This is a genomic window from Streptomyces sp. NBC_00669 (assembly GCF_036226785.1).
Classification (GTDB): domain Bacteria; phylum Actinomycetota; class Actinomycetes; order Streptomycetales; family Streptomycetaceae; genus Actinacidiphila.
The window spans coordinates 5,297,488-5,324,316 of the sequence record NZ_CP109018.1; the positions used below are offsets into that span (position 1 = coordinate 5,297,488).

Annotated in this window: 20 protein-coding genes and 1 pseudogene; 15 read left to right on the plus strand and 6 right to left on the minus strand. The window is 71.5% G+C overall.

The genetic code is table 11. The features are described 5' to 3' along the window. Positions 1-3: 3 nt before the first annotated feature. From OG896_RS22200 to OG896_RS22215, 4 genes are all read right to left on the minus strand, one after another. Entirely contained in the window at positions 4-2,376 is a 2,373-nt protein-coding gene (locus OG896_RS22200; protein WP_443057140.1) for an NHLP family bacteriocin export ABC transporter peptidase/permease/ATPase subunit, read from the minus strand. Beyond that, on the minus strand, positions 2,373-3,188 hold the full coding sequence (locus tag OG896_RS22205; RefSeq protein ID WP_329367956.1) for an HlyD family efflux transporter periplasmic adaptor subunit: 816 nt from the start codon (positions 3,186-3,188) through the stop codon (positions 2,373-2,375). The genes OG896_RS22200 and OG896_RS22205 overlap by 4 nt, the downstream gene beginning before the upstream one ends. Continuing rightward, positions 3,172-4,674, minus strand: coding sequence for a SagB family peptide dehydrogenase (locus tag OG896_RS22210; protein ID WP_329367958.1), 1,503 nt, complete (start codon positions 4,672-4,674; stop codon positions 3,172-3,174). Before OG896_RS22210 ends, OG896_RS22205 begins: the two co-directional genes overlap by 17 nt. A gap of 223 nt (positions 4,675-4,897) precedes the next feature. Then, complete coding sequence (locus tag OG896_RS22215) at positions 4,898-7,171, minus strand: TOMM precursor leader peptide-binding protein (RefSeq protein WP_329367960.1); 2,274 nt, start codon at positions 7,169-7,171, stop codon at positions 4,898-4,900. Between the two features lie 358 nt (positions 7,172-7,529). Here OG896_RS22215 and OG896_RS22220 point away from each other — a divergent pair, with 358 nt between their 5' ends. The 10 genes from OG896_RS22220 (at position 7,530) to OG896_RS22265 (ending at position 18,063) form a co-directional block, all read left to right on the plus strand. Further along, complete coding sequence (locus OG896_RS22220) at positions 7,530-7,892, plus strand: hypothetical protein (RefSeq protein WP_328465467.1); 363 nt, start codon at positions 7,530-7,532, stop codon at positions 7,890-7,892. A gap of 181 nt (positions 7,893-8,073) precedes the next feature. Then, a complete protein-coding gene (locus OG896_RS22225; RefSeq protein ID WP_329367963.1) occupies positions 8,074-9,039 on the plus strand; it encodes an ABC transporter ATP-binding protein in 966 nt (321 codons plus the stop codon). Beyond that, positions 9,036-9,896: an ABC transporter permease gene (locus tag OG896_RS22230; RefSeq protein ID WP_329367965.1), complete on the plus strand. Its 861-nt coding sequence runs from the start codon at positions 9,036-9,038 to the stop codon at positions 9,894-9,896. Before OG896_RS22225 ends, OG896_RS22230 begins: the two co-directional genes overlap by 4 nt. 125 nt (positions 9,897-10,021) lie before the next feature. Continuing rightward, positions 10,022-10,903: a hypothetical protein gene (locus tag OG896_RS22235; protein ID WP_329367967.1), complete on the plus strand. Its 882-nt coding sequence runs from the start codon at positions 10,022-10,024 to the stop codon at positions 10,901-10,903. Positions 10,904-11,030: 127 nt separating this feature from the next. Then, positions 11,031-11,390 (plus strand): hypothetical protein, encoded by a 360-nt coding sequence (locus tag OG896_RS22240; RefSeq protein WP_329367969.1) that lies wholly within the window; start codon positions 11,031-11,033, stop codon positions 11,388-11,390. Between the two features lie 115 nt (positions 11,391-11,505). Further along, the gene (locus OG896_RS22245; protein WP_329367971.1) at positions 11,506-13,602 is read left to right on the plus strand and encodes a radical SAM protein; all 2,097 of its coding nucleotides are present in this window, start codon (positions 11,506-11,508) and stop codon (positions 13,600-13,602) included. 54 nt (positions 13,603-13,656) lie between these two features. Beyond that, positions 13,657-13,854, plus strand: coding sequence for a hypothetical protein (locus tag OG896_RS22250; protein WP_328465455.1), 198 nt, complete (start codon positions 13,657-13,659; stop codon positions 13,852-13,854). 153 nt (positions 13,855-14,007) lie between these two features. Continuing rightward, the gene (locus OG896_RS22255; RefSeq protein WP_329367974.1) at positions 14,008-16,014 is read left to right on the plus strand and encodes a sensor histidine kinase; all 2,007 of its coding nucleotides are present in this window, start codon (positions 14,008-14,010) and stop codon (positions 16,012-16,014) included. Next, positions 15,999-16,655 (plus strand): response regulator, encoded by a 657-nt coding sequence (locus OG896_RS22260; RefSeq protein ID WP_443057264.1) that lies wholly within the window; start codon positions 15,999-16,001, stop codon positions 16,653-16,655. Before OG896_RS22255 ends, OG896_RS22260 begins: the two co-directional genes overlap by 16 nt. Positions 16,656-16,788: 133 nt before the next feature. After that, positions 16,789-18,063: an alpha/beta fold hydrolase gene (locus OG896_RS22265; RefSeq protein ID WP_329367978.1), complete on the plus strand. Its 1,275-nt coding sequence runs from the start codon at positions 16,789-16,791 to the stop codon at positions 18,061-18,063. A 103-nt stretch (positions 18,064-18,166) separates the two neighbouring features. Here OG896_RS22265 and OG896_RS22270 read toward each other — a convergent pair whose 3' ends face one another. Next, complete coding sequence (locus tag OG896_RS22270) at positions 18,167-19,372, minus strand: damage-control phosphatase ARMT1 family protein (protein ID WP_329367980.1); 1,206 nt, start codon at positions 19,370-19,372, stop codon at positions 18,167-18,169. A gap of 70 nt (positions 19,373-19,442) precedes the next feature. Beyond that, a pseudogene (locus tag OG896_RS22275) lies at positions 19,443-19,616 on the minus strand (VapC toxin family PIN domain ribonuclease); the annotation flags it as partial. 374 nt (positions 19,617-19,990) lie between these two features. On the opposite strand from OG896_RS22275, the gene OG896_RS22280 reads away from it, so the two are divergent. The 5 genes from OG896_RS22280 (at position 19,991) to OG896_RS22300 (ending at position 26,813) form a co-directional block, all read left to right on the plus strand. Further along, positions 19,991-20,143 carry a hypothetical protein gene (locus OG896_RS22280; RefSeq protein WP_329367982.1) on the plus strand — a complete coding sequence of 51 codons (153 nt, stop codon included), beginning with the start codon at positions 19,991-19,993 and terminating at the stop codon, positions 20,141-20,143. Between the two features lie 76 nt (positions 20,144-20,219). Further along, positions 20,220-22,934 carry a glycosyl hydrolase family 95 catalytic domain-containing protein gene (locus tag OG896_RS22285; protein ID WP_329367984.1) on the plus strand — a complete coding sequence of 905 codons (2,715 nt, stop codon included), beginning with the start codon at positions 20,220-20,222 and terminating at the stop codon, positions 22,932-22,934. Positions 22,935-23,140: 206 nt separating this feature from the next. After that, positions 23,141-24,826, plus strand: a complete 1,686-nt coding sequence (locus OG896_RS22290; RefSeq protein ID WP_329367986.1) for a serine/threonine-protein kinase — start codon at positions 23,141-23,143, stop codon at positions 24,824-24,826. A 64-nt stretch (positions 24,827-24,890) separates the two neighbouring features. Continuing rightward, positions 24,891-26,126 (plus strand): hypothetical protein, encoded by a 1,236-nt coding sequence (locus OG896_RS22295; RefSeq protein WP_329367988.1) that lies wholly within the window; start codon positions 24,891-24,893, stop codon positions 26,124-26,126. A gap of 105 nt (positions 26,127-26,231) precedes the next feature. Continuing rightward, the gene (locus OG896_RS22300) at positions 26,232-26,813 is read left to right on the plus strand and encodes an adenylate kinase (protein WP_329367990.1); all 582 of its coding nucleotides are present in this window, start codon (positions 26,232-26,234) and stop codon (positions 26,811-26,813) included. The last annotated feature ends 16 nt before the right edge of the window (positions 26,814-26,829 follow it).

Sequence of the window (26,829 nt, forward strand, 5' to 3'; positions counted from 1 at the left end):
GCTTCACTGCTCCCGGATCAGGTCGGCGTACAGTCCCTCTGCCTTGACAAGGGCGTGGTGCGTGCCGCGCTGCACGACCCGGCCGTGATCGAGCACGAGGATCTCGTCGCTGTCCCGGATCGTCGACAGCCGGTGGGCGATGATCACGCAAGCGCAGCCGAGCCGGCGGAGGTTGTCGTCGATGCGTTTCTCGGTCTCCGCGTCGAGGGCGCTCGTGGCCTCGTCGAGCACCATGACGCTGGGCCCGCGCACCAGGGCGCGGGCAATCTCCAGACGCTGCCGCTGACCGCCCGAGAAGTTGGTGCCGCCCTCGGAGACAAGGCTGTTGAGGGTGCCCGGCCGGGAGGCCACGACGTCGTAGACGGCCGCGTCGCGCAGCGCCGCGACGATCCTCTCGTCGGGGATGGAGGTGTCCCACAAGGTGACGTTCTCCCGGACGGTTCCCTCGAAGAGGAAGATGTCCTGGTCGACGAAGGCCACCGAGTTGCCGAGGGTGTCACGGGTGTAGGTCCGGCGTTCCCGGCCGTCGAAGAGGATCTGACCGGACCGCGGCTCGTACAGGCCGGCGATGAGCCGGCTCACCGTGGACTTTCCGCTGCCCGAGCCGCCCACCAGCGCCACCCGCTGGCCGGGCAGCACGGTCAGGTCGAAGTCGCGCAGCAGCGGTTCACCCAACGGGCTGTAGCCGAAGGTGACATCGATCATCTTCACGCTGGCCACGCTGGTGGGCCGACGGGAGGACTTGCGGGAGGAGGGCCGGCCCGTGCCGGGCTGCCCGTGCGGGTCCTGCGGCACCGGCGGCTGGCCGGGCGCGCCGGCCGGCGCGGCGGCCGAGCCGGTGTCGATCACCTTGTTGGTGAAGTCGGAGGCCAGCGGGAACCGTTCGATGTCCTTGAGCCGGTTGATGTCGGCGGCCACGTCCTGCACCCGCGGCCCCAGGTTGCTCAACTGGGAGACGGGGCGGGTGAAGTTCGTCACCAGCGTCTGGAAGGCGACCAGCAGACCGATCGAGATGTGCCCGTCGATCGCCTTGGTCCCGCCGATCAGCAGGATGCAGCCGCTGTCCACCGCCGCCAGGAACGGTGGTACGACGGCGAGCAGCGCGGTGGGAGTGCCCAGGACCTGCGATCCCGAGGCCACCTTGGCCTGGAAGCCGGCCCAGCGGCCGAAGTAGTCGTTCTCCGAGCCCGACGCCTTCATCGTCTCGATGAGTTGCAGGCCGTTGAACGACGCGGCGGTCAACCGCGCGCGGTCCGCCCGGAGTTTGGACACCGCGTCGCTGCGGAGCCGGGCCACCAGGCGCAGCACCACGATGTTCAGCAGGGCCACCCCGACGCCGATCAGGGTCAGTTGGACGTCGTAGGTCCACAACAGGATCGCGTAGAAGACCACGAGCAGCGCGCTGACCGCCGCGGTCGCCACGTCCCGGGACAGGATCTCGGCGATCCGGTCGTTGGAGGCGACCCGTTGGGAGATCTCCGCCGGGTTGCGCTGGGTGAAGAAGACCACGGGTAGTCGTAGCAGGTGCCGCACGACGCGGGCGGAACTTCGGATCGCCGTCGACGACTCCACCCGCAGCAGATGCGTCTGTTGGAGCAGGGTCAGCACCACTGTCAGCACCGAGGCCGCGGCCATCGCGCCGATCAGCGGGGTGATGAAGGAGTGGTCGCCGTTGTTCAGCACCCGGTCGATGAAGGCCCGGGTGAACGCGGGAACCGCCACGCCGGGGATGATCAGCAGGATGCTGGCCAGGAGCGCGAGCATCAGCGCCCCGCCGTTGCGGCGGTAGCGGGAGTACAGGTCGGTGGAGATGCGCGGGGGGCGTCCGCCGCGCCTGAAGTCGGGCCCGCGCTCGAAGGTGAGGACGACGCCGGTGAAGCTCTTGTCGAACTCCTCCATGCTGACCGTGCGCTTGCCGGAGGCCGGGTCGTTGAGGTGGACCACCGGGCGCCCGAGCCGCGTGCCCATGCCCTCGTAGACCACGAAGTGGTTGAAGTTCCAGAACAGGATCGTCGGCGGCCGCAGCTTCTTGAGCTTCTCCACCTCCATCTGCCGGCCGCTGGCCAGCAGTCCGTAACTCCGGGCCGCTCGCAGCAGGTTGACGGCCTTGGCGCCGTCACGGGAGACGCCGCAGGCGGTCCGCAGCTCCTCCAGCTGGACGAAGCGCCCGAAGAAGCCCAGCACCATGCTCAGCGAGGCCGCGCCGCATTCGACGGCCTCCAGCTGGATCACGGTGGGGGTCTTGACGCGCATCCGGTTCCTGGCGCGTTCGCTGCGATCGCGCCGGCGACCGCGGCCACGGGACGGTCCGCCCGGCGCCTTCGAGTCGGCCCTCCGGCCGGGTGCGGGCAGTGGGGGCGTGGATTGAGTCGTCATTTCGGCAACAGCCAATCGATGGGACGCTCACCGGGCAGCCGGCCGTAACCGGTCACCTGGGTCCACGAGTTGATCCGGAACGGGGGGCCCGAAGCCGAGGTCCAGCGGTAGCCGCTGGAGACCTTGGAGTCGGTTTCCAGGTCGACGGTGATGCGGACCGGACCGCCCTTTTTCAGGAGCTGGTTGGACAGCAGCTGGTTCCCGCCCAGGAAGTCCAGCACCTGCTGCTCGGTCTGCGGGAACGCGTCCACGGCGGTGACATGGCCGCGCATCAGGCCGAACGCCTGCGCGGGAGCCGACGACACGTCCATGTCCACGTCGTCGCCGATCTGCAGCTGGCCCGCCTTGTCCGCGGGGGCGAACAGGACGGCCACCAGCCGGTCGTTCTTGCTGTCGGTGCGCTCCACCGTCATGAACGTCGCGCCCGCGTTGACGTACTGCCCGTTGTCGACCAGCAGGGCGATGGTCCGGCCGGAGAAGGGGGCCCGGACGATCTGGGTGGCACCGTGGGCGTCGACCAGCGACAGCACCGGGGCGCCCTTGGTCACCGGGTTCCCGGTCTGGGCGAAGACGTCGGAGACCAGTCCGCTCTGCGGACTCTCGACCTTGGAGACCCCCAGCGGGTGGGTGAGGATGCCCGGTATGTTCACGTTGCGGGCCAGGGAGCCGTTGAAGGACCACACCAGGCCGCCCGCGATGAGCACCGCCACGAGTGCCAGCACCGCCCAGGCCCGCGGCCGGGCCAGGCGCAGGGGGCTGTCCAGGTCGTCGGGTGCGCGCAGGTTCTCCAGTGCCTTACGCCGGAACTCCACTGCCGTCCTCCTCTCCACGGCTGCCGAGCAGGAACTCGCCGACGGTCGACTCGCTCTCCCAGGCCACCCCGGAAGCAGCGGCGAACGCGTCGGAGTCGCCGCCGCCGAGCCCGCAGCCCGCGAGCCCCATCGCGGTGGCGACGCTGTACATCACCTGGTACAGCACCCCCACGTGCTTGAGCACCAGGGCGTAACCCATCGTGGAGTACTTCCACATCACCCGCCCGAAGCGGGCCGTGATCAGCAGCGTCACCTGCGGGGCGGCGGACATCTGCGCGGTCGCGCGGGACATCTCGGTGAGGCGGGTCAGCGCCGGCCCGGGCTCGGCGACGAGTTCCAGCCGGTGCCCCTCGGGGTCGTAGTGGTACAGGCCCGGTGCCACACCGTCCACCTGGTCGATCAGCGGATAGATCTCCAGCTCGTACGCCCGGCCGCCGGACGGGTAGGGCCGGTCGCCGAGTTGCTGGGAGCCGTCGTCGTACTGGGCCCGGTTGCGTGCGCTCCGGTACAGGAACTCGCCCAACTGCGCGGCGGTGAGCGGCGAGGAGCTGTCGTGCAGCCGCAGCGAGTGCCGGTCCTCCAGTACCTCGGTGAGGGTCCGGTCGCTCGCGCGCAACGCCTCCAGGTCCACCCGGGGCAGCTCCACCGAGACGCCCTCGAAGGACGGCCGGACCGCGGGCAGCGGCTCGGCGGTGCCCTTGGCCCAGTACGTGCCGCCGTACGGCATGTCGTGGCGTCCGACGCGGGTACGGCTGTGGAACCACAGCTCGTGCGGCGACCACTGGGCGAAGCGGAAGTCCTCCTCGGCGGCGCCGCTGCGCGGCACCAGGAAGCCGTGCCGGGCCAGGGCGCTCAGCAGCGCGGAGACCACTTCCGGCTGCTCCGGCAGGTGGGTCCGCGCGCTCTCGGTGTCCTGGGGAGCCTGCCCCGGGTCCTGCCGCGCGGGCAGCGAGGCCAGCAGCCCGGCGAGTGCGGGATCGTGCAGTTCGACGGCGACGTGCGCCAGCGGCGACTCCAGCACCATGCCGGTGCCCTCGGCGCGCAGGACGGCGAAGCGCGACATCCGCAGCTCGGCCGGGTCACCGTCGTGCTTGAGAACGGGCGGAACGGCAGGGCCGAGCGGCCGGAACGTCAACAGCGGCTTCCCCGCGGCCTCCAGGGTGACCGCGAGCCAGCCGCCCGCGCGCAGCCGCTGCAGCAGCTTGGGCGTCTTGAGCATGCCGAGCTCGCCCTCGTGGCTCCGGACGACCTCCAGCAGCTCGTCGTTGTCGACCGGCTTGGTGCCGAGCAGTTCGACGGCCGCCGCCAGTCCCGGTGACAGGGCACCCAGCGAGGTGCCGCGTTGCCCGATGAAGATCTGGGTCGCGCCGCTGGGGACGGGGACGACCCGAGCGCCCGGGTGGAGCCGCAGGAGTTCACCGACCCGCACCGGACCGGGTGCGGGTGGGTGGTTGCTGATGACGCCGGAAGCGTCGGGACCAGTCATGTCATCTCCAGGGAGACTGCGGTGGGGAAAGCCCTGTCACTGGGCAAGGCCATGACGTTCAGGCCGCCGCCCCGGCGGGGGTCCGCTCGGGACGACGGCATGAGAGACGGATCAACGGACCGGCGGGCCGGCAGAGCGGCGGACCGGCGGACCGGGAGACCGGCGGATCAGCGGATCAACGGATCGAAGGAACGGTGGACCGGCTGATCGACGGACCGACCGATCAGAAGAAGACGCTGCGCGGGTTCATCTGGTCCTCGGCGGTCGGCTCGGACAGCCAGCCCAGCTTCACCGGCACGTCGTAGAGTCGGCCCGGAGCCAGCCGGCGCCAGAAGTGGCGCATGCCCGGGACCATGACCTTGGCGACCTTCAACTCCAGGTCGGGCAGGCTCTGGTCGAGGACGATCACTTCGAGGCCGGCCTTCTCGACCCGCTCGACACCGTTGCGGATGTCCTTGGCCAGGTCGCCGGAGAACAGGCCGGCGTAGGTACTGGCCGACGTGGGGGTGAGGTTCGCGGCCGGAGCGACCCACGGGTCCTGGGCGACCGTCACCTCCTTCAGCCACGCGAGGGTGTCCGGGTCGTCCTCCCAGTAGTCCGTGGAACCGTCCGCGTTGCGGTTGATCACCGCCGGAAGGAACTGGTTGACCTCGGTCAGGGCCCGCAGGACGGCGATCCGCACGTCGAGGTGTGCCCCGAAGCCCAGGAGCACGTCCTCCACCGGGTGGTCGGTCCGGCGCGAGACCGCGGCGAAGGTGGGAATGCCCAGGTCGGTGGTGATGTCCACCACCTCAAGGCTGCGGTTCATGCCAGTGTAGAAGTCGCGCAGGGTGTCGATGTACGGCTCGCCCAGGCTGTCGAGGTCGAACCCGGGTCGCAGCACCCGGTTGTACCACCACAGGGCGACCGCGTCGCGCTCGGAGATCTCGTAGAACGCCTGCAGGATCGCCTCCTCCAGGGTGTTCCCGGCGGCGTTGCCGTTGCCGTCGCTGAAGCAGTAGAAGTTGTCCACCAGGTCGGGGTGGCCGAACCAGGCGTATCCCGCCGGCACCAGGCGCTCCCGGTCGTGCGTCAGCGACCAGGCCGACGTCCACTCGATCTCGCGGCTGGTGTCGAACGGGTCCGGCACGATGTGCAGCCGGCCCGCGCCGGTGTGGTTCCACACCTCCCGGCCGGCGTACTGCGCCTCGGAGTACTGCAGCAGGTCGTTGGCGTGCACCGCCAGGTCGGGACCGAGCGCGTCGAAGCTGGCCCGGCGGGTGCGGCGGTCACCGCGCCACACGCCCGAGTACCGCTCGATGGCCTCGCACACTCCGCTGACGCGCGCCTGGATGTCGCTGCGGCCCTTGCCGCCGCTCTGGCCGCGCAGGTTGCGGCGCAGCATGGCCAGGTTGTCGCCGGGCATCGCGAAGTTGTGGCCGGCCGAGTAGCTGTAGGTGACGCCGTTGTCGACGTCGTTGAGCAGCCGCAGCGAGCTGACCGCGCCGGTCAGCCGGCTGATGTGCTTCTCCAGCCGCTTGTAGGTGTCGTCGGGGCGCATCGTCCGGTGCCCGCCGTCCGCGCTGAACTGCACGGTCTGCTCGGTCAGTTCGATCCGGGGGTCGATGTGCAGGACCGCGGGGTCACCGCAGCCGGGACACTGCGGCTGCCGGATCAGCTGGTGGCGCTCGGTGCGCATGGTCGGGACGTGCACCGAGACCAGGACGCCCTGGTGGTCGGACGCTTCGGCCCCGATGATGTTGGCCACGGCGCTGGCGACCAGCTGCGCCGAGAGCCCCACCGACCAGGGGGAGGCCGCCAGCGAGGTGAGGAGCGGAGCGTCGTCGCCGCGCTTGCGCTTGAGGTACGCCTCCACCTGCCGGTTGCCGTCGAGGCGTTGGGCCAGGCAGCGCCAGCATCCGGTGGCCTCCGGCACCATGTACGGACCGGTCCAGACATCGGCGCCGTTGGGCTTGGCCAGCAGCCAGGGGATGCCGGCTTCGCGCAGGCGGGCGTCCACGGCCTCGAGTTCGGGGTTGCAGTAGTCGTCGGCGAGTACGACGACCATGGTGGGAGCGGCGGCACCGGCCTTGGCGGCGGTGACCGGCCGCACCTTGATGCCGGTGGTCCGCAGCGCGGACACCACCTCCGCCTCGTCCACCGCGCCCACCGAGGTGATCTCCACCTGGGCCTCGTCCAGTCGACGGGCGGCCTCGGCGGCGTCCACTCCCCGGGACTCCCAGACGGCCACCGCGGCGCGGTCGGTCCCGACCGGGCCCTCCGCGAGGTGGTTGAACCGCTGGAACTTGCTGATGGCGAAGACGACTTCACCCAGCGTGAATCGGTCGGAGAGCTTCTGGGCTATCTCGGCGATCGTGTGGGTTCCGTCCAGGAAAGGCACGACCTCGGCCACGGCCTTTCCCTGGACCAGGTAGTGGCCTTCCTCCGAAACGAGAAAGACCCGGTCCGAGCCGACGGCCTGCGGGACAAGGTGTGCCTTGAAGCGGGGCAGATCCACCGCGACCTCCAAAAATTATTCGACTTGATCGGACACTTTAATACCCGCCGGGATGGGTAGAGCAAGGAAGTCGAGACGACCGTCGGCTATCTTTTCGGTGCTCGCGACTTCCCCCCGCCGGGGGGTCTTCTTATCTGTAGGGGGGTCCCCTACTAGTCCTAAGGGTCCCCTACTTCAGACCACTCTGAGCTGCGGCAACCGTACGAGGTGGCGGGTTCTGCGGGTGCGGGGAAGGCCGCAAAAAGAATCGGGTCGAAATGCAGAAGAGCGCAGTTGACTTGCGGGGGGTCAGCTCTGGATGATTTCCGCATCAACCCGAAGCTGGTTTGATACCGAAATCGACAAGTAAGGGGTGCTCATGGAGCCCAGGGAAAGGTCGGCATTCGTCAGTGCCTACACCAAGGTGCTGACAGCTGCCTGGTCGAACGAGGACTACGTGTCGCGGCTGCAGGCGGACCCGCGTACCGCGCTGGCCGAACAGGGTCTGGAACTGCCCGCGAATGCCACGGTGCACGTGGTCCGGGATGTCGGCGGCGATCCCGACCTGGAGGCCCAGGTTTCGCTCTGGGGCGCCGGCAAGGCGACCGGCGTCTACGAGCTGAGGGTGCCCGCCTCGCCCCAGATCGAGGACCGCGAACTGTCTGAGGCGGACCTGGAAGCGGTCTCCGGCGGCGACAACACCTACTGCTGCTGCTGCTGCCCCTGCTGCACCTGCACCTGACAGGTTGGGCGTCGCGGCGACCGGTGGAGCCGCGGCGCTCTCCACCTTCGGCCTTCGATCCACCCCCGGCCTTCGATCCACCCCCGGCCTTCGATCCACCTTCGGCCTTTGATCCACCTTCGGTCTTCGATCGCGCACAGCACCAGACAGAGCAGACCCGCGGAACCTCGAGGTGATACCCATGCCCGGACCGGAAGTGATCGGGGTGTCCGGACTACGCAAGTCCTACGGAGCCGTACCCGTGCTGCACGGGGTCGACCTCCACGTGGGACGCGGCGAGATCTTCGGTCTGCTCGGCCCGAACGGCGCGGGGAAGACCACCACGCAGGAGATCCTCACGGGCTTCAGCAGCCGCAGCGCGGGGTCGGTCAGCGTCCTCGGCCAGGACCCCGCAGGCGCGGGGCCGCAGTGGCGCGCCCGGATCGGCATCGTCCCCCAGGACATGGGCTCGTTCGACCAGCTCACCGTCAAGGAGGTCGTCTCCCACTTCGCCTCCCTGTACCCCGACCCCTTGCCCGTCGGCAGCGTGATCGAGCGGACGGGACTCGGCGAGAAGGCGAACGAACGCACCGGCCGGCTCTCCGGCGGCCAGCAGCGCCGCCTGGACATCGCGCTCGGCATCGTCGGACGCCCCGAACTGGTCTTCCTCGACGAACCCACCACGGGCCTGGACCCGCAGGCCCGGCGCGTCACCTGGGACCTGATCCGGGCCCTGGCGGCGGACGGCACCACGCTGATGCTCACCACCCACTACCTCGACGAGGTCGAGGTGCTCTGCGACCGGGTCGCCATCCTGCTGCGCGGAAAGGTCGCCGAAGAGGGCGCACCCGCGGACATCGGCGGGCGCGCCGACGGCGAGGCCGTCATCGAGTTCCACGCGGCGGGCGCCCTGCACGGAGTCGAACTGCCGGCCGTCCAACCGGCCGGCGCGGCACCGCTCGGACGGGCGGAGGGCCAGGTCCGGATCGGCACGGCCGCACCGGCCGCCACCTTGCGGGTCCTGCTCGACTGGGCGGCCCGGCTGGGGAGCGACGACCTGCCGGGACTGACCGTCACCAGGCCCACGCTGGAGGACGTCTATCTCCGGATGATCGCGGCCGACACCGCGACCCCGGCGCCCGAACCCGAACTGGAGCACGTCGCATGACCGGTGGAACGGAAACCACGGCCCTGGAGTACCGGTCCGAGCCCCGCGCGCGCGAGCGGCGGACGCCTTCGATCGGCAGGGTGGCGGCGGCCCGCGCCGGCATCGAGCTGAGGAGCTACTTCCGCAACCGGCAAGCGGTGGTCTTCACCTTCGCCCTGCCGCTCGTGCTGCTGCTGATCTTCGGCGCCATCTACTCGGGCAACGCCCCCGGTACCCACACCCCCATGAAGCAGGTGCTGATCGCCGGGATCATCGCCTCCGGCATCATGAGCACCACCTTCTCCAGCCTCGCCGTCGCCATCGCGGTCGAGCGCGACGACGGCACGCTGCGCCGGCTGGCCGCGACGCCGATGTCGCCGGTGTCGTACTTCCTGGGCAAGGTCGTCCAGGCGTTCGTCATCGGGGTGCTCGAGACCGTGGTGCTGCTGGCGGTCGGCGTGGGCCTGTTCGGCCTGCACCTTCCGGACACCGGGGCGCGCTGGTTCACCTTCGTGTGGGTGGTGGTCCTGGGTATCGTCGCCTGCTCCTTCCTCGGCATCGCCTACAGCCGGGTGGCCCCCAACGCGCGTGCCGCAGCACCGGTGGTGCAACTGCCCTATCTCGGGCTGCAGCTCATCTCGGGCGTGTTCTTCGTGTTCACCTCCCTCCCCGGCTTCATGCAGGTGATAGCGGGATGCTTCCCGCTCAAATGGATGGCCCAGGGACTGCGGTCGGCGTTCCTGTCCGACTCCTTCCAGCAATCCGAGGCGGCCGGCAGCTGGGAGCACGGGCGTACGGCCCTGGTTCTCGGCGGGTGGTGCCTGGCCGGGCTCCTGCTGAGCCTGGCGACCTTCAAGTGGGGGCGGGCCAGAAAGTGAACGCACTCGGCAGGATAAGAACGTGGACGGCCGTGGCAGGTCTCGCGGTGCTCGTCGCCGGATGCGGCAGCGGATCGTCCACGCCCAAGGCAACCGCTTCTCCCGCGGCCCCCCCGCCGGTCGGAGTGCCTCTGGCGACCAAGTTGCTGGAGCAGTACTCATCGACCAGCAACGCGATCACCCTCAAGAACGTCAAGACGCTGTCCACCATCGAGGAGCCGCCGGCTTCCGTGGCGAGCAAGGCCGCTCTGACGGTCGCGAAGGCGCAGAAGATCCAGGTGACGGACCGGAGCTTCGTCACGCCCAGGTTCGTCTTCCCGCGAGTCACCAGCTACCCGCACTACTTCCTGGCGATCGCCCCGATGCTCCAGTCCGACCGGGTCACCCCGGAGCCGGTGTACACGCTGTTCGTCCAGGACCAGCCGTCGGCGAAGTACAAGGTCGCCTACTACCCGTTGGCCACCGACACCACCACCGGGCCGCCGACGCTGGAAGAGGACAGCGCCGACGGCGCGCCGGAAGTCACCAGCAGCGACGGCCTGCTGGCATCGCCCAGCGAACTGGCCAAGGCATACAACGACTTCGCGCAGGGCCATAAGGACGCCGACGTGCCGCTGGCTCCGAGTCAGGCGCTCACCGTCGATCTCGCCGGCACCTTCAACGCCAACGCACAGGAGTTGAAGTCCCGCGGCGGCGTGCTGAACCGCGTCCTGCTGTCGCACGAGTACCCGTCGTACATGCTGCGCACCCGGGACGGAGGGGTACTGGCGTTCAGCGCGGTCAAGGTGCAGGACACCATGACCTCCTCCTCCGGCTACGGGACGGTCGCCCTCGACCCGGGCAGCCCGGAGGCGGCCATGGCGGGCAGCCCCCAGGGCGCGCACTCCTCGCAGTACGTGATCGACCGGCTCGAGGTGTACCTCAGCGTCATCCCGCCCGCCTCCACACCGGGCCCCGGGGTCCAACTCCTCGGCTTCAGCGACTACCTGCTGTCGGTCGACGGATAGGTTCCCCGCCCTTGCGGCCCGCACCCCAGAATTCCCGGCCTTCCCGGCAGGGATCGTCCCGGCCTCACCGGCAGGGACGCCCCGGACGTCGACTGTGACGCCCGGTAGTTGATCAAGAAGGAGATCCATGGAACCGCGAGAAAGGTCAGCGTTCGTCAGCGCCTACACCAAGGTGCTGACGGTTGCGTGGTCGGACGAGGACTACGTGAACCGGCTGGAGGCGAACCCGCGTACGGCGCTTGCCGAGCAGGGCCTGGAGCTGCCGGCGGACGCCACCGTGCGCATCGTCCGGGACATCGGGGGCGACCCCGACCTGGAGGCCCAGGTGGACCTCTGGGGCGCCGGCAAGGTGACCGGTGTGTACGAGCTGCGGGTGCCGACCTCGCCCCAGATCGAGGACCGCGAGCTGTCCGAGGCCGACCTTGAGGCCGTGGCCGGCGGCGACAGCTACTGCTGCTGCTGCTCGCCCTGCTGCACCTGCACCTGATCCGAAGGTGGTTGCCGGAATCAGTCGGCCGCGACGGACGAGTTCCTCGTCGGTCCGGCCGGCTGATTCCGGCGGTGCCGGTCAACGCAACCGAACGTCGAGAAGGGTTCGAGAAATGACGTCAGCCGACCTGTCTGCCGGGCCCGGTGCGCCCCCTGCCGCGGCTGCACGGCGCCAAGTGCACCTGGTCGAGCTGACCGTGATGCCCGGTGTCCGCTACAGCGCCGTACTGGGCTACCTGCAGGCCGCCGCCGAGGCGGCCCCGGACCTCGCCGAAGCCTGTTCCTTCGCCAAACACGTGTACATGCAGGGCGGGGACGCCTTCGAGACCGCCTGCGCCAAGGTGCTGGACGCGCTGGACGATCCCCTGGCGGTCGCGTTCACCGTCTACTTCTGGAACCGGCCCGGCACGCTCGAACTGGCCCGCCGGATCAAGGAGCGCTGGCCGCGCTGCCGCATCGTGGTGGGCGGCAACGACGTGACGCACCAGCCGGTGGTGTTCGACGAGGCGCCCTGGGTGGACGTCCTCGTCCACGGCGAGGGCGAGATGCGCTTCCGCGACCTGCTGCGCGTCTTCCTGCGCCACGAGGAACCGGCCAGCGCGGAGAGCGAGTTGGGCGACCTGCCCGGCATCAGCTACCGCTGCGCCGACGGCGAGGTGGTCACCACCGCCGCGGCCCCCCGGATCGAGGAACTCGCCGAGCTGCCCTCGCCGCTGCTCGGGAACACCTGGGCCGACGAGGACATCGCGCAGTCCCGGATGCTGGTGTACGAGACCAACCGGGGCTGCCCCTACTCCTGCGCCTTCTGCTACTGGGGCGGGGCCACCAACTCCAAGATCCGCCAGTTCCCCATGGACCGCATCCTGAGCGAGCTGGATCGGATCGTCCGGGTCGCCGCCAACGGCACGCAACTGTTCATCGCCGACGCCAACTTCGGCATCGTCGCGCGCGACGTCGACATCGCGCGCCACATCGTGGAGCTGTGCCGGCGCCACAACAAGCGTCTGCTGGTGATGACGAACTGGGCGAAGAACACCAACGGCCGGGTGGTGGAGATCGCGGGAATCCTGTACCGGGCCGGGCTGACCGGGGCGATCACCCTGTCGGCACAGTCCTTCGACCCGGATGTCCTGCAGATCGCCAACCGCCGCAACATCCGCGTCGACAACTACCGCCGTATGCAGACCCAGTTCCGGGCCCAGAACATCCCCACCTACACCGACCTCATCTGGGGTCTGCCCGGCGAGTCCCGCGCCACCCACATGACCGGGATCGAGGAGGCGATCACCTCGGGCGGCTCACCGGTCATCTACCCGCTGCTGCTGCTCAACAACACCGACTACACGCATGACCGCTTCCGGGACGATCACGGCCTGCGCACCAGGCACCTGCCCTGCGACCCCGGCAACACGGACCTGATGGCCGACGTCGTCACCGAGCACTCCCGGGTGACGTTCGACGACTGGCTGAGCGGCATGGCCTTCCGGATTCCGCTGACGCTCTTCCACAAGTGCCTGCTCCGCTCGACGATCCGCGTCCTCGCCGAGACCTCGGGTGCGCGCACGGTGGACCTCATCGAACTGCTCGGCACGTTCCTGCGCGAGGGGGCGGTGGAAGACCCGCTGATCTCCTTCCTGATGGCCGACTACGACCGTGTCTGGCGGGAGCCCGAGAGCTTCGACCGCGACCTGCTGTACCGGAACATCGGGCGTCCCGTGATCCACGAGGAGCTCCACTACCAGGCGATCCTGCGGCGCATGGTCGGCGATGCGGACCGCGCCGCCCGCTATGCTCGAAGTGCCGTGGACTTCCTGTACGAAGAGCTCACCTCCCAGGGGCGCCCGTTGCCGGACCGCAGCGACCTCGACATGGTCACCGGCCTGGACCTGGCGGCGGCGGCGGTCTTCCGCGCGGGAATCCACGGGAAGGCGGAGCAACACGACTTCGCCCTGCCGGAAGCGCTGTTCGACCTGCTGAGGTCGTACGGCGACGTGCCGGGCGGCGCCCCCGCCGCCGTTTCCGGCGAGAGTCTGGTGCACGGCCGGATCGAGGTACCCGAGTCGAGGACCCGCTACCCCTTCAGCCCGTACTCGCTCTCGGTCTGGCACGGCAGCGGACGCCCTCTCCACGACGTCGGCATGCGCCTCGATGTCCAACGCCTGCCGCAACGCGAGACGGTTCAGCCGATCGCGGTTCCCCACACTGCCTAGCCACCCCCGTCGACTCCGCCCCCCGAGCCCACCCCCCCAAGAAGGACCCCTGCCGTGAACCGAAACGTCCGCAACGCCACCCCGCCGATCTACGCCTTGCTCATCCTCGGGGGCTTCCTCATCAACACCACCGTCGGGATCGCCGTGATCATCGTCGGCGGCGTGCTCACCAGCATGGTGTACACCATGGCCAGGGGCGGTGGCGCCGAGGGCACGCCGCGCCGGGCTCCGCGGCAGCGCAACCGCCGCTGAGCCCGCGGGGGCGGTGCGGTCGGCAGCCGGCAAGGGCGGGTTCGGGGGGCCCGGTCCGGCTGCCCCCGTTCGCTATCCTGCCGCCATGCGAGGGGGGACCGGGGACGAGGTGCGCCGCGGGGCGGCGGGCCCGTACACGTACCGACCGGGACGGTGACCGCCGTGCCGCTCGGTGCGGTCGGGGGTGTCGCCGCGTCGGGAGCGGCGCTGATCGGGCTGTACGTGCTGGCGCTGCGGCGCACCGCGGGTCTGGCCGCCGCGGGGGCGGCCCTGGCCGTCTCGGTGGCCGCCGCGACCGCCGCGGCGGCGGGCCTGCGGCCGTGGAACGTCGCGGGCACCGCACTGGTGGCGGCGGGCGCCGCCGCCGTCGCGTGGGTCCTGGGCCGGTCCCGGCGGCGCAGGCGCGCCGAGCGGTCCGCGCTGGCCGCGTACCGTACGGGCGCGCCCGAGATCCCGCGGTTCGCGGCGCTCGCGGAACGGGACCGGCTCGCCGTCGAGTTGCATGATGTGGCCGCCCACCGCCTGACAGCGATCGTCGTCTCCGCCGCGGCGGCGCGACGCCTCGCCGACCCCGGGCGCGGGGCCGCCGCGCTGAGCCACGCGGCGACCGCCGCCCGCCAGGCCATCACCGAACTCGACGTCCTCACCGACCGCGACGACGCTGACCTCGACGTCATCGCCGCCCTGGCCGCCGAGTCCGGTGCCCGTTACCGCTCCACCGCGACCGCGGTCCCCCCGTCGACCGCCGCCCTCGCCCACCGCGTCGTGCGCGAAGCCCTGACCAACGCGGCCCGCTACGCCCGGGGTTCGGCGACGCGCGTGACCGTCGAGGCCGCGCCCGGCCTGCTCACCGTCACGGTCGGCGACAGCGGCGGCACCGCGCTCGAACCCCACCTCGGCACGGGCCACGGCCTGCTCGGCCTCCGTACGACCGTCGCCGCGGCCGGGGGCGTCCTCAGCTACGGCCCCGACGGCGCCGACAGTCCCCACGGCCCCGGCTGGACCGTCCGGGCCGAACTCCCCTTCCCACCGGACCCGCCCGGCAGGACACCGGGCGGGACACCCGGCCCCCGTCGCCGTCCGCTGTGGCGGGGGCCCACCGCGCTCGACTGGGCGCTGGTGGTCCTCGCCGTCGCGCTGTCGCTCGGCGCGAGTCTGCTGTCGGACGACGTGCCCGACGCGTTTCGCGGGGTGCTGCCGAGCGTGCCGGTGGTGGTGCTGTCCGGGCTGCACGCGGTGCCGTTGGGCTGGCGGTCGCGGGCACCCGGCGCGGGGCTGGTGGCGGTGCTGTCGGCGCTGGTGCTGTGGTGGGGCTGCGACCGGGCCGGGTGGACGAGGCCGCCGGTCAGCGACATCTTCCTGGTCTACTGGTGGGTCGAGCTGACGTTTCTCTACAGCGCGGGCGCGTATCTCACGGTGCGGCGCGGCGTGGTGGCTCCGGTGGCGGTGGCCGCGACCGGGGGTCTCGCGCTGGCCAGCGCCGACGGCATCACCGGGAGCAGGGCGGCGGCCTGGGCGGCACTGACCGGGCTGCTGGCGGTGCCGTCGTTCGCGCTGTGGTGGCTGGGCCTGGTCACCGCGCGGCGGCGGGAGCGGCGCGCGGCCGCCGCCGCGCGGGGGCGGGAACTGCTCGAACGGGACGCCGACGCGGCCGTACGCGACCAGCGCCGGCTGATCGCGGCGGGCCTGCTGCGTACCGCCCGGCAGCACGCGGCGAACGTGGCGGACGCGGCGGACGCGGGACGGCTCGACGCCGTTCTCGACGAAGCGCGTGCGGCCCTGGGCGCGCTCCGCGAACTCCTCCGCGACCTGCGCGGCCCGGACGGCGCGAGCACCCCGCCGCCCACGGTGGCCGGGATCGCCGCGCTGGCCGGCCGGTACGGCGCGACCGTCCGCTACCGCGGGCCGCACCGGGCGGTGACCGTCGTCGTGGGCGTGGCCGCGTACCGGATCGCCGCGCTGCTGCTCGCCGAGGACATCACGCTCACCGTGCTGCGCCTGGACGCGGGAGTCGAACTCACCGCGCCGCCACCCGGGAGCCCCGGCGCCCTGCGGCAGGTACGGGCGGTGGCCGATGCCGTGGGCGGTACGCTCACCAGGACCGACGACGACGCGGTACGCGTCTGGCTGCCGGAGGTGTTCCCATCACCATCAGGGTGACTGTCGCCGACGACCAGGCGGTCGTACGCGCGGGCATCGCGGCGATCGTCGACGCGGAGCCGGGCCTTGCGGTCGTCGGCCAGGCCGGCGACGGGGAGTCGGCCGTGGCGCTCGCCCTGGAACTGCGCCCGGACGTCGCGCTGATGGACATCAGGATGCCCGGCACCGGCGGTCTGGCCGCCACCGCCCGGATCACCGCGGCGGCCCCCGCCACCCGCGTCATCGTCCTCACCACCTTCGACCTCGACGAGTACGTGTTCGCGGCGCTGCGCGCCGGGGCCGTCGGCTTCCTGCTCAAGGACGCCGAGCCGGAACGGGTGGTCGACGCCGTACGGGTGGTCGCCGGTGGGGCCGCCCTCCTCGACCCCGCGGTGACCGGGCGGCTGATCGAGCGGTACGCCGCCGGGCCCGTCCCGGCCGACCCGGCGCGGCTGGCGCGGCTCACCCCGCGCGAGACCGAGGTGCTGCGGCACGTCGCCCGCGGCCTGGCCAACGCGGAGATCGCCGCGACGCTGGGCATCAGCCCGGCCACCGTCAAGGACCACGTCGCGGTGGTCCTCGGCAAGTTGGGCGTCCGCGACCGGGTCCAGGCGACGATCACCGCGTACGAGACGGGTCTGATCCGCCCCGGGGTCGGCTGAATCCCCGGCCCGCGGCCGGGCACCCCCGCCGTGCGGCGGGGGTCGACACCCCGCCGACCAGCGGATTCCGGCGCGGGCCGGTCGTCCGGTCGCACGACGACCCGGTGACCGAGGCGTACCTAGCCTCAGCGGCATGGCACTGAGACTTCCCGCGCTTCCCGCGCTCGCGCGCCGCGTACTCGGCGGCGTCCTCCTCGTCGGCACGGTGGTGCTGACGCCCGTCACCGCCGCGGCCGGATTCCTCGCGGCGGCGTTCGCGACCGCGAACATACCCCTGCTCGCCCTGTGCGGCCTGGTGGTTGCCGCGGGGACGGCCGCGCTGCTCGGCCGCGGCGCGTTCGCCCTGCTCGGCAAGGGCGGCGTGCGGGCGACATGCGTGCTCACGGGCGTGCTGCTCCTCGCCGTCTCGGCGCTCGCCGCCGGTACGATCCTGCGCCCGATGCCGACCTCTGCCGCGGCCCCGGCCCCGCCGGGCGTCAGCTTCTGGAACCTGCCGACCGGCTCACGGATCGCCTACGTGCACGCGCCCGCCGTCGGCACCCCGAAGCCGACCCCGGTCGTCTTCCTGCACGGCGGCCCCGGCACCCCGACCGAGGGCATCCCCACGGGCGGCAGGGAACTGGCCGCGGCCGGCTTCGACGTCTACTCGTACGACCAGGTGGGCGCCGGACGCTCCACCCGGCTCTCCGACATCACGCAGTACACCGTGGCCCGCCAGGTCGCCGACCTCGACGCGATCCGCCGCACGATCGGCGCGGACCGGATCATCGTCGTCGGCCAGTCGTGGGGCGGTTCGCTGGCCGCCCAGTACCTGCTGGCGCACGGCACGCACGTCGCCAAGGCCGTGTTCACCTCGCCGGGCGCGCTGTGGGGCCACGAATACCCCGGCTCCGCGGCAGGAGACCCCTGGCAGCACCTGACGGCGGCTCAGCGCTCGGACCGTGACCGGCTCGACAGCAAGCCGCGGCTGATCGCCGCCGACCTCCTGCTCCAGGTCAACCCGAACGCCGCGCACGCCCTGGTGGGCGACCGCGAAGTCGACCACTGGATGCACGAGATGGCCCTGCTCGGCAAGGACACCACCTCGTGCGCAGACGCGGCGCCCACCGAGGCGCACGCCAACCCCCAGGGCTTCTACAGCAACCAGATGACCGTCAAGGACTTCGAGCGGCTCCCCGACCCGCGCCCCCGGCTGCGCGCGGTCCACGTCCCCGCCCTGATCATGCGAGGGGACTGCGACTTCATCAAGCCCGCCGTGACCCAGGAATACCGGCAGACCCTTCCGGACTCCCGCATCGTCCACGTCAAGGACGCCGGCCACGCCATCTCCCACAGCCGACCCGCCCTCTACACCGCCCTCCTGCGGTCCTTCCTCCTCGACCGCCCCCTGCCGGCACCCGCGTCGTGAACCCGCTGCCCGGCCGGCCGTCGCGCGTGCGCCCGAACGGTCGTGCCGGACGGCGGTGCCGACGCGAGCGAGACCCGAACCGAGGACGCCGCGGGGTTGTCCTTCAGATCGCCGTCTTTCGGATCGGCCGCGTGGCGTGGACCTGGACGAGGCCGTACGTGCCGCTGGTGCGCCATCGCTCGCCCGTGGCGTCGAGCCTGGCGACCACCGGTCGGTCGAGGCCGACGACGACGTCCGACTTCAAGGTGCGCAGGGCCGCCACGGGGGACGGGAAGTGGCTGACCCTCTCGGCGAACGATGACGTGGCGGCCCAGCGCCGGTCGCCCACGAGACGGCGGTAGTTGAGGTCGCCCTTGACGATCGTCATCGTGGCACCGGAGAACCCGGCCACGAGGTCGGCCGGCATGTCGTGGAAGGGCAGCGGTGCGCAGAGGAACGGGTGCGTGCGGATCGCGAGGGTGCCGCTGTTCATCGCCCGCCAGAGCCGGCGGCCGATCCGTTCCGCCTCCTGGCCCGCCTGGTTGCGGAGGCGGTCGAGCGTCGCGAGGACGTCGGCGGTGGTCGCGTCCGACACGTAGTACGGGGCGGGCTTGACGTACAGGACGACCTCGGCGGCCAACCCGCTGGTCAGCAGGTGGTCGATCAGGACGAGGTCGGGCAGCAGCTCCCGGCCGGCGTTGTCCGCGAGGACGCAGACCCTCGGGTTGCTCGAAGCGGCGAGCGTCGACCACAGGAGCGGGCTGTCGTCCGCGACCAGGGCGGCGGGGTGGGCGTCCCCGGCGTCCCCGGCGTCCCCGGCCGAGCCGGTGATCTGGAAGCCCAGGTCCGCCCGGTTGCCCCAGAGCGCTGAGGAGAGCAGTACCTCGGCCCGCTTCTCGGCGGGCAGGGAGGGCAGTTGGTCGAGAGCCGCCAGCTCGTCGGTGACTGCCGGGCCGGACAGTTCGGCGTTCTTGAACGGTGCGAACGGGTCGATGCCCTGCCAGGTCCCGGGCCGGAAGTAGCCGGTGGCTTCGAGCAGCCTGCGGTAGAAGTAGCTCTCGGCCCACAGGAACGGCGCCTCGTCCCACGGCCGCCCGAACAGGCCCTCGCCCCACTCCCGCCACTGCCGCTGATCGTGGGCGCCCGTGCCGAGCGGCTCCAGCACGCCGTCGGTGCTCTCGACGAGGAGTTCCTCGACCGCCGCCCGCTCGACCGGCCCGTACGGCAGGGCGTCGAGCACCTGCCGGACGAGCTTCGGGTGCCGCTCGTGGAAGACACCCCAGGCGAAGGAGCCGGGGGTGTTGCTCAAGATGGTGGGTGCGGTGGGCATGTTCAGGCTCGTCCCTCTCCTCGGCGTACCCCCACGACAGTGTGGCGCCGGTGCCGTCCTGCCCGCATGTTCACCGATCGGCGTTGCCGGGCGGGACGACCCATTCGGTGGGCTGGCCGGTGCGCGAGGCGATCATGTCGAAGCCGCCGTCGTAGTGGAGGACGGTCCGCCGGTTGACTTCGGCGGTGGCGGCGATCAGCAGGTCCGGGAGGGACCGGGCCCGATGGAAGCCGGCGTTGAGAGCTCATGAGGACGGGGTCGCGAAGGGGCGTGGCGCCTGCCGGCCGCAAGGCTTGCGTCGAGGGATGTGGGCGTCGGTGGATAGGTCGGATGTCTTTTTAGCGCGCGAGCGTCTCCGTGTCCAGATGTGGCGCAGGAGTCTGGTCGGCTGGAAAATGAGGGGAGATTCGTAGGATCTATCACCGCAGCCCGCCGACCTGGGAACGCTCTCTTGCGGTGAGTGTTTTTGTTTTTTCTTGTGCAAAGTCGAACCTTGCGATCAGGTATCCGGCTCTGTACGGTCGGTGCGATTCGCGCTCGCGTCATGTATGCGTCAACCCGCATGCCGGCCCCCACGGAGCGCCGAACACACCCCCCCCACGTCCCAGGAGCATTCGAATGCACGGGTTCCCCAGAGGCTCACGGCACCCAGGGGCGACGGCGGTCGGCGCCGTCGCCACGATCGGCGCCGACTTCGCCGACCACTTCCCCGACCGCGCCGAGCGCCGTATCGGCGGCCGGCTCTGCGCGCCGCCGGCGCGCCCGCGCTGAGCGCTGAGCGCCGAGCGCTGAACGAGGACAGCACCGCCCGAAATCAGGGTCACGTTGGCCCGGCCGAGGAGGTCTTGTGTCGTCACGTCCGATCATCCTGAGGTGGACGCCGCTCGTCGCGGTGCTCTCCCTGATCTCTCTGTTCCTGTCCGTGCTCGTCGATCCGCCGACCGCGTCGGCGGCCACCACCACGACGGCATGGCAGAACGGCAACTTCAACCTGGACCCCGGCGGGGTCGTCAGCCGCTCCGACATCGTGCTCGGCACGCCGAACACGCAGGCCGCGCAGTCGCTCGGCCTGGGCAACGGTTCGCTGGGGGTGGCCGCTTGGGCGGCGGGCGGGTTCACCGCCCAGCTGAACCGCACCGACACCATGCCGGACCGCAAGTCGCCCGGGCAGGTGCAGATCCCGGGGTTGAGCACGATGACCTCGGCGTCCGACTTCACCGGCCGGCTGGACCTCTACAACGGGGTGCTCACGGAGTCCGGCGGCGGCCAGACCCTGAAGGCGTGGGTGCCTTCGGGCAAGGACGAGTTGATCGTGGACGTGACGGGCGCGAACCCGAACACCACGCAGACCGCCGACGTGCACCTGTGGTCGGGCCGCAACCCGACCGCCGCCACGTCCGGCACGATCGGCACCCTGGCGGAGACCTGGGTGGACAACGCCGAGCAGGAGCCGTCGGGTCGGACCTTCGGCTCGCTGGCCGCGATCACCGCCGGCGGGCAGGGAGTCAGCACCTCGGTGGTGAACTCCACGACGGTGCAGGTCAGTTTCAAGCCCAACGCGGACGGGTCGTACCGGATCGTGGTCGGCGCGCCCAGCTGGACCGGGGGCAACGCCGCCACGACGGCGGCCGCTCTGCTGGGCGGCGACGCGACCGCGGCCGAGTCAACCCTGCTGAGCAGCCAGTCCACTTGGTGGAACGGGTTCTGGGCGAAGAGCGGCCTGATCGAGCTGAACTCCTCGGACGGCTCCGCCCAGTACATGGAGGCGCTGCGGACGATCTACCTCTACACCGAGGCGGCCTCGATGCGGGGCACCTACCCGGGCAGCCAGGCCGGCGTCACGGACATGTTCAACTTCGGCCAGGACCAGCAGAACTGGACTCCGTCGTCGACCTGGTTGTGGAACCTGCGCACCCAGATATCGGCCAACATGACGTCGGGCAACTACGCCCTCAACACCCCGATCTTCGACCTCTACCTGAACAACCTCGCGGCGATCGAGACCTGGACGAAGGCGCAGATGAGCGGGCACGCCGGTGCCTGCGTGCCGGAGGTCATGCGCTTCAACGGCAACGGCGGGGACCCGTCCGCGGGAGCCAACGCCGCCTGCAGCGAGCCGGGCAGCCCGAACTGGAACGCCCTGGACATCACCAGCGGGGCGGAGATCTCGCTGTACGTGTGGCAGCAGTACCAGGCGACCGGTGACACCGCGTTCCTCACCAAGTACTACCCGCTGATGCAGCAGTCGGCGATCTTCCTGCTCGGCTACCAGACCAAGGGCTCCGACGGCCTGCTGCACGCCACCGCGAACGCGCACGAGACGCAGTGGGCGGTCACCGACCCGACCACCGACATCGTCGCGGACCAGGCGCTCTTCCCGGCGGTGATCAGCGCGGCGCAGAAGCTGGGCACCGACGCCTCGCTGGTGTCCCAACTGCAGACCGCCCTCGGTGAACTGCCGCCCTACGCCCGCACGGACGAGGCGACCAGGACCCAACTGCTCACCCCCGCGGACGACGCGGCCGGCGCGGACGTGATCGCCGACTCGTACCAGCCGGCGGCGACGATCAGGAACTCGGAGAACATCGGGCTGGAGCCGGTCTGGCCCTGGAACGTGATCAGCGACACCTCCAGCATGCTGGCGCTGGCCAAGCGGACGTACACGTACCGGCCGGTCACCGGCGGGAACGACTGGAGCCTGGACGCCATCCAGGCGGCCCGACTCGGCCTGGCCGGCGAGGTGCAGAACCGGCTGGTCGGGATCACCGAGTCGCACCAGGTGTACATCTCCGGAATGGCCGACCTGGGCAGCACCGTCGGCACCGAGTCGTACATCGAGCAGGCGGCCGGGGTGGCGGCCGGGGTCGACGAGGCCCTGGTGCAGGACTACGACGGCCTGCTCCGGTTCGCTCCCGCCTGGCCGAGCGGCTGGGACGCCGCCGGCACCGTGTTCATCCAGGACGGCGGCAAGGTCGACGTCCAGATGGAGGGCGGCACGCTCGCCACGGCCGCGATCCACGCCGGCACCACCGAGACCATGAAGGTGCGCAACCCGTGGTCCGGGAAGTCGGCCGAGGTCGTCAACGGGTCGACCGGCGCCGTGGTGGTGGCCGCCACGACGGCCGGCACCCTCAGCGTCCCGGTCACCGCCGGCCAGAGCTACCTGGTGGAGCAGCCTTCGGCCCTCACCACGTCGTTGCCCTACGCCCAGGTGACCGGAACCGCCGCGACCACCGCCAAGCACCTGGGCGGGGTGAAGATCGGGCTGGACGGCGCCGGCGGCGTGGCCGGGCCGACGTTCTACCCGAACACCAACTACGGCGGAACCGGCGTGAAGTTGGGCGACGGCAGTTACACGATCTCCCAGATGGAGGCCGCGGGCATCACCAACGACGCGATCTCCTCGATCCGGGTGCCGGCCGGATTCACGGTGGTGGCCTACGCCGACGGCGATTTCACCGGCGCCTCGTGGACGTTCACGGCGGACAACGCGGACCTGACGGGCCTGGGTGCCAACGACACGATCTCCTCGTTCAAGATCACCGGAAGTGCGGCGGGGTGATCGTCCCGGGGCGAGCCCGGCGAACGGCCGAAGGCCGGTCAGCGCTGTAGGGGTCGCGTGCACCTCCTGCTCCACGTGTCGCGTGGAGCAGGAGGGCCGCCTGGTGGAGGTGGTGCGACAGGAGCGGCGCGGCGGGTCGGTCACACCTTTGCCACGGGCGCGGGAGGACCCGTATCGGGGGGTGGCGGGGCTGGGATGATGCGGGTATGGCAACCAACGGGGGCACGGGCGGGCAGCCCGAAGACGAGGCCACACGGACCGTGACGAGCTACGAACTCAGCCCGCCGGGGGCGTCGGAGGCCGCGGCCACGCCACCCGTGGGAGCCCCGTCCGCCCCCGCCCCGACCGGTGCCGGTGGTACGGGCGGCGGGCGGCTGGTCGGTGAGCGCTACCGCCTCGTCGAGCGGCTCGGCTTCGGCGGCATGGGCACCGTGTGGCGGGCGCACGACGAGGTCGTGGACCGCGACGTGGCCGTGAAGGAGCCGCGGGTCCCCGAGCACATGACCGACGCCCAGCGGCAGACCGCGTATCTGCGGATGCAGCGCGAGGCGCGTGCCGCCGCCCGGATCGACCATCCCTCCGTGGTCACCGTGCACGACGTGGTCGTCGAGGACGACCGGCCCTGGATCGTCATGGAGTTGGTGCGCGGCCGGTCGCTGGCGGAGGTGCTCGCCGAGGGGACGGTCCCGGCGCGGGAGGCGGCCAGGATCGGGCTGGCGGTCCTCGGCGCCCTCGTCGCCGCGCACGAGGCCGGAGTGCTGCACCGCGACGTGAAGCCCGCGAACATCCTGCTCGGCCGGCACGGCCGGGTGGTGCTCACCGACTTCGGCATCGCCCATGTCGAGGGCGAGGAGCCGCTGACGGAGACCGGGGCGTTCATCGGGTCGCCGGAGTACATCGCCCCCGAGCGGGTGCTGGGGCAGCGGCCGGGGCCCGAGTCCGACCTGTGGTCGCTCGGGGTCGTGCTCTACCAGGCGGTGGAGGGCGTGTCGCCGTTCCGCCGGCAGGCCACACCGTCGACCTTCCAGGCCGTCCTGCTCGCGGAGTTGCCGCCGCCGCGCGCGGCGGGGCCGCTCGCCGGGCCGATCCTGGGGGTGCTGCGCAAGGAGTCGTCGGCGCGTACGACCGCGGCGCGGTTCGGCGACGAGCTGCGCTCCGTCCTCGACCCGCCGCGCGTTCCGTCCCAGGCCGGCGGCACGGCCGTGGCCACCGCGGTCGGCGGGATCGGCGGAGCCGGCGCGGTGGTCGGGGCCGGTTCGGCCGGCGGGGGAGGCGCCGTCGAGCCCGCCGCCGGCCGGGCGGTACGGGCACTGCGCCGCAGCCGCCGCGCGCAGGCGGTCACCGCGGTGGTGGTCGCGGTCGCGGTGGCGGGGGCGGTGATCGCGATCGTCTCCCCGTTCGGCGGTGGCCTGCCCAAGGGCTGGAAGTCGTACCAGGAGCGGGGCGTGGACGCCACGGTCGCGGTGCCCGGCGACTACGTGCGCAGCATCGCCGACAAGAAGGTGACGTACACCGACCCGCACGGGGTCTTCACGGTGACGCTGTCCAAGAAGCAGGGCGAGAAGGACAGCGCGGCGGGCGTCGCCAACGCCAACCTGCAGTGGTACAAGGACGGCGGCCAGATCAAGTACTCCGACACGGTGCAGGACGCCGACGGCCGGGTCGTCGAGGCGACGCAGCAGGGCCAGACCGCGGCCCGGCTCGACGTCCACTACACCGACCTGTCGGTCGACGCGCACACGGCCGCGCGCGAACTCGAACTGGACGTGGTCAGCGGGGACGGCGACCTGTACACGCTGGATGTGGTGATGCCGGCCGCCGCCACCCAGTCCGCGCAGGGGCAGCGCATCTTCGACCAGGTCAAGAAGCATCTGACGATCCACACCTTGTGAGTGCGCCCGTCGCCCGTGGCGGCCGCGCACCGAAGGATCGTCCCGGCAGGCGAGAAGGAGAGTCATGACCACACCTCCCGGAGGACCGGGGCCCTACGGCAACCCCGGAGGCGCCGGAGCCGACCCCCGGGTCGCCGGCGGCTACGGGCCTCAACCCGGCGGCTACGGGCCCCAGTCCGGTGGATACGGTGCCCCACCGGGCGGGTATGGCGCCCAACCCGGCGGGTACGGGCCGCCGCCTACCACCGGATACCCGCCCCAGGGGCCGGGGCCGGGGCAGGGGCCGGGGCAGGGCGGGGCGCTTCCGCAGGACGACGGCCGTACACCCGGGAGCGGTGGCTGGCAGCCGCGCGGCGCCGAGGCGTACCGCAAGCAAGAGCCGCCCGCCATACGGCAGTTCGACGCCGCGCCGCGCCGCTCGCGGTTCGGGCTGGTGGCCCAGTTCGTGTTCCAGTTCCTCTACATACCGGTGTGGGCGCTGATCGCGCTCGCCCTGCTTGCCCTGGTGATCTGGATCGACACCGGCTCCAGCGCCAACGTCGGCCTGTCGGAAGGGGTGTTCGGTTTCACGAAGACCGGGATCTCCTGGCGGCGGCTGCGCGCGGAGTGGAGCGGCCGGGTCGAGAGCTGGGCGCCGTTCACCGACTCCCGCCTCGCGGAGCGCTTCACGAAGGCGGAGAAGAGCAGCGGCTGGGCCGTCTCCGAACTCCCGCCCAGCGGCGTACGGCGCGCGAAGTGCGAACTGCCGGTGGAGCACTACCGCGGCCTGGACTCGGCCGCGCTCGACCAACTCGCCCGGCGACGCGGCTGGTCGATGGACTGGGACGCCACCAAGAAGCCGGCCGAGGCGGTGCACTTCTTCCGGCTGATCCCGCCACCGCAGCACACCGGTGTGCCGGACCCGTACGGGCCCGCGCCGTACCCGGGAACGCCGTGGGGGCCGCTGCCGCGCCGGTTCGCGATGCCGCTGCTCACCTTCGTCTTCCTGCCGCGGCTGCGCGCCCTGGAACTGCGGGGCAGCGCCGACGCCTACCTCGCCCACCTGCGGGCGTACCTGCCCGAGCAGATCCGCACCGAGACCGAGAGGAACCCCGCCAGGGGCTACCAGGCCGACGAGTCCGGCCGCGTCCTGCGCCGGATCGCGGTACGGCCCTGGCACTTCCGCGGCGCGGGCGCGCACGCCGTCCTGCGCGTGGCGGCGGAGCAGGGATGGCGGCTCGACCACTCCTTCCCGGCCCGCCCCGCCGGCACGGTCCACCTCTGCTGCCCGGAACTCGCCACGCCCGTCGTCCCCGGATGACCCGCGGGACCCGGGAGTGCCGCTTCAGGGTGCCGAGTTGAGGAACGGGTTGGGCAACCCGGTTACCGGCGCGAAGACTTCGGGGAGAAGGGGGACGATGGCGTCGTGAGGCGGATCTTGGTGGTGGGGGTCACCGGTGCCGGGAAGACGACGCTCGCGCGGGCCCTGGGCGGCCGACTCGGGCTGCCCTGGCACGAGATGGACGCGCTGTACTTCAACGGACCCGGCTGGGCGGTCAACGGCAGGTTGGCCGAGGACGTGTCGAGCCTTGTCGCCGAGCCGGGCTGGGTCTTCGACTCGCTCGGCTATCCGGAGGTCCGCGATCTGCTGTGGGACCGGGCCGGCACCGTGGTGTGGCTGGACTATCCCCGGCGGGTCGTCATGCCCCGCGTCCTGTGGCGTTCGTTGCGGCGTACGGTCACGCGCGAGGTGCTCTTCGGCGGCAACAGGGAGACGTGGGCGGGCTGGTTGAGCCGGGAGCACCCGGCGTGGTGGGCGTGGTCCCAACACGCGCCCCGGCGGCGCGAGATCGGGCGCCGTGCCCGCGATCCCCGCTTCGCGCCTCTCGACGTCATTCGCCTCGGCCACCCCAAGGACACCGCGGCCTGGCTGGCGTCGCTCCGACCGGGCGGCGCCTCACGCGCCGGACCGGCGGAAGGCAACGGGCGCGTGCCGCAGGCGGGTTGAGGCGCCCCCACCCCGA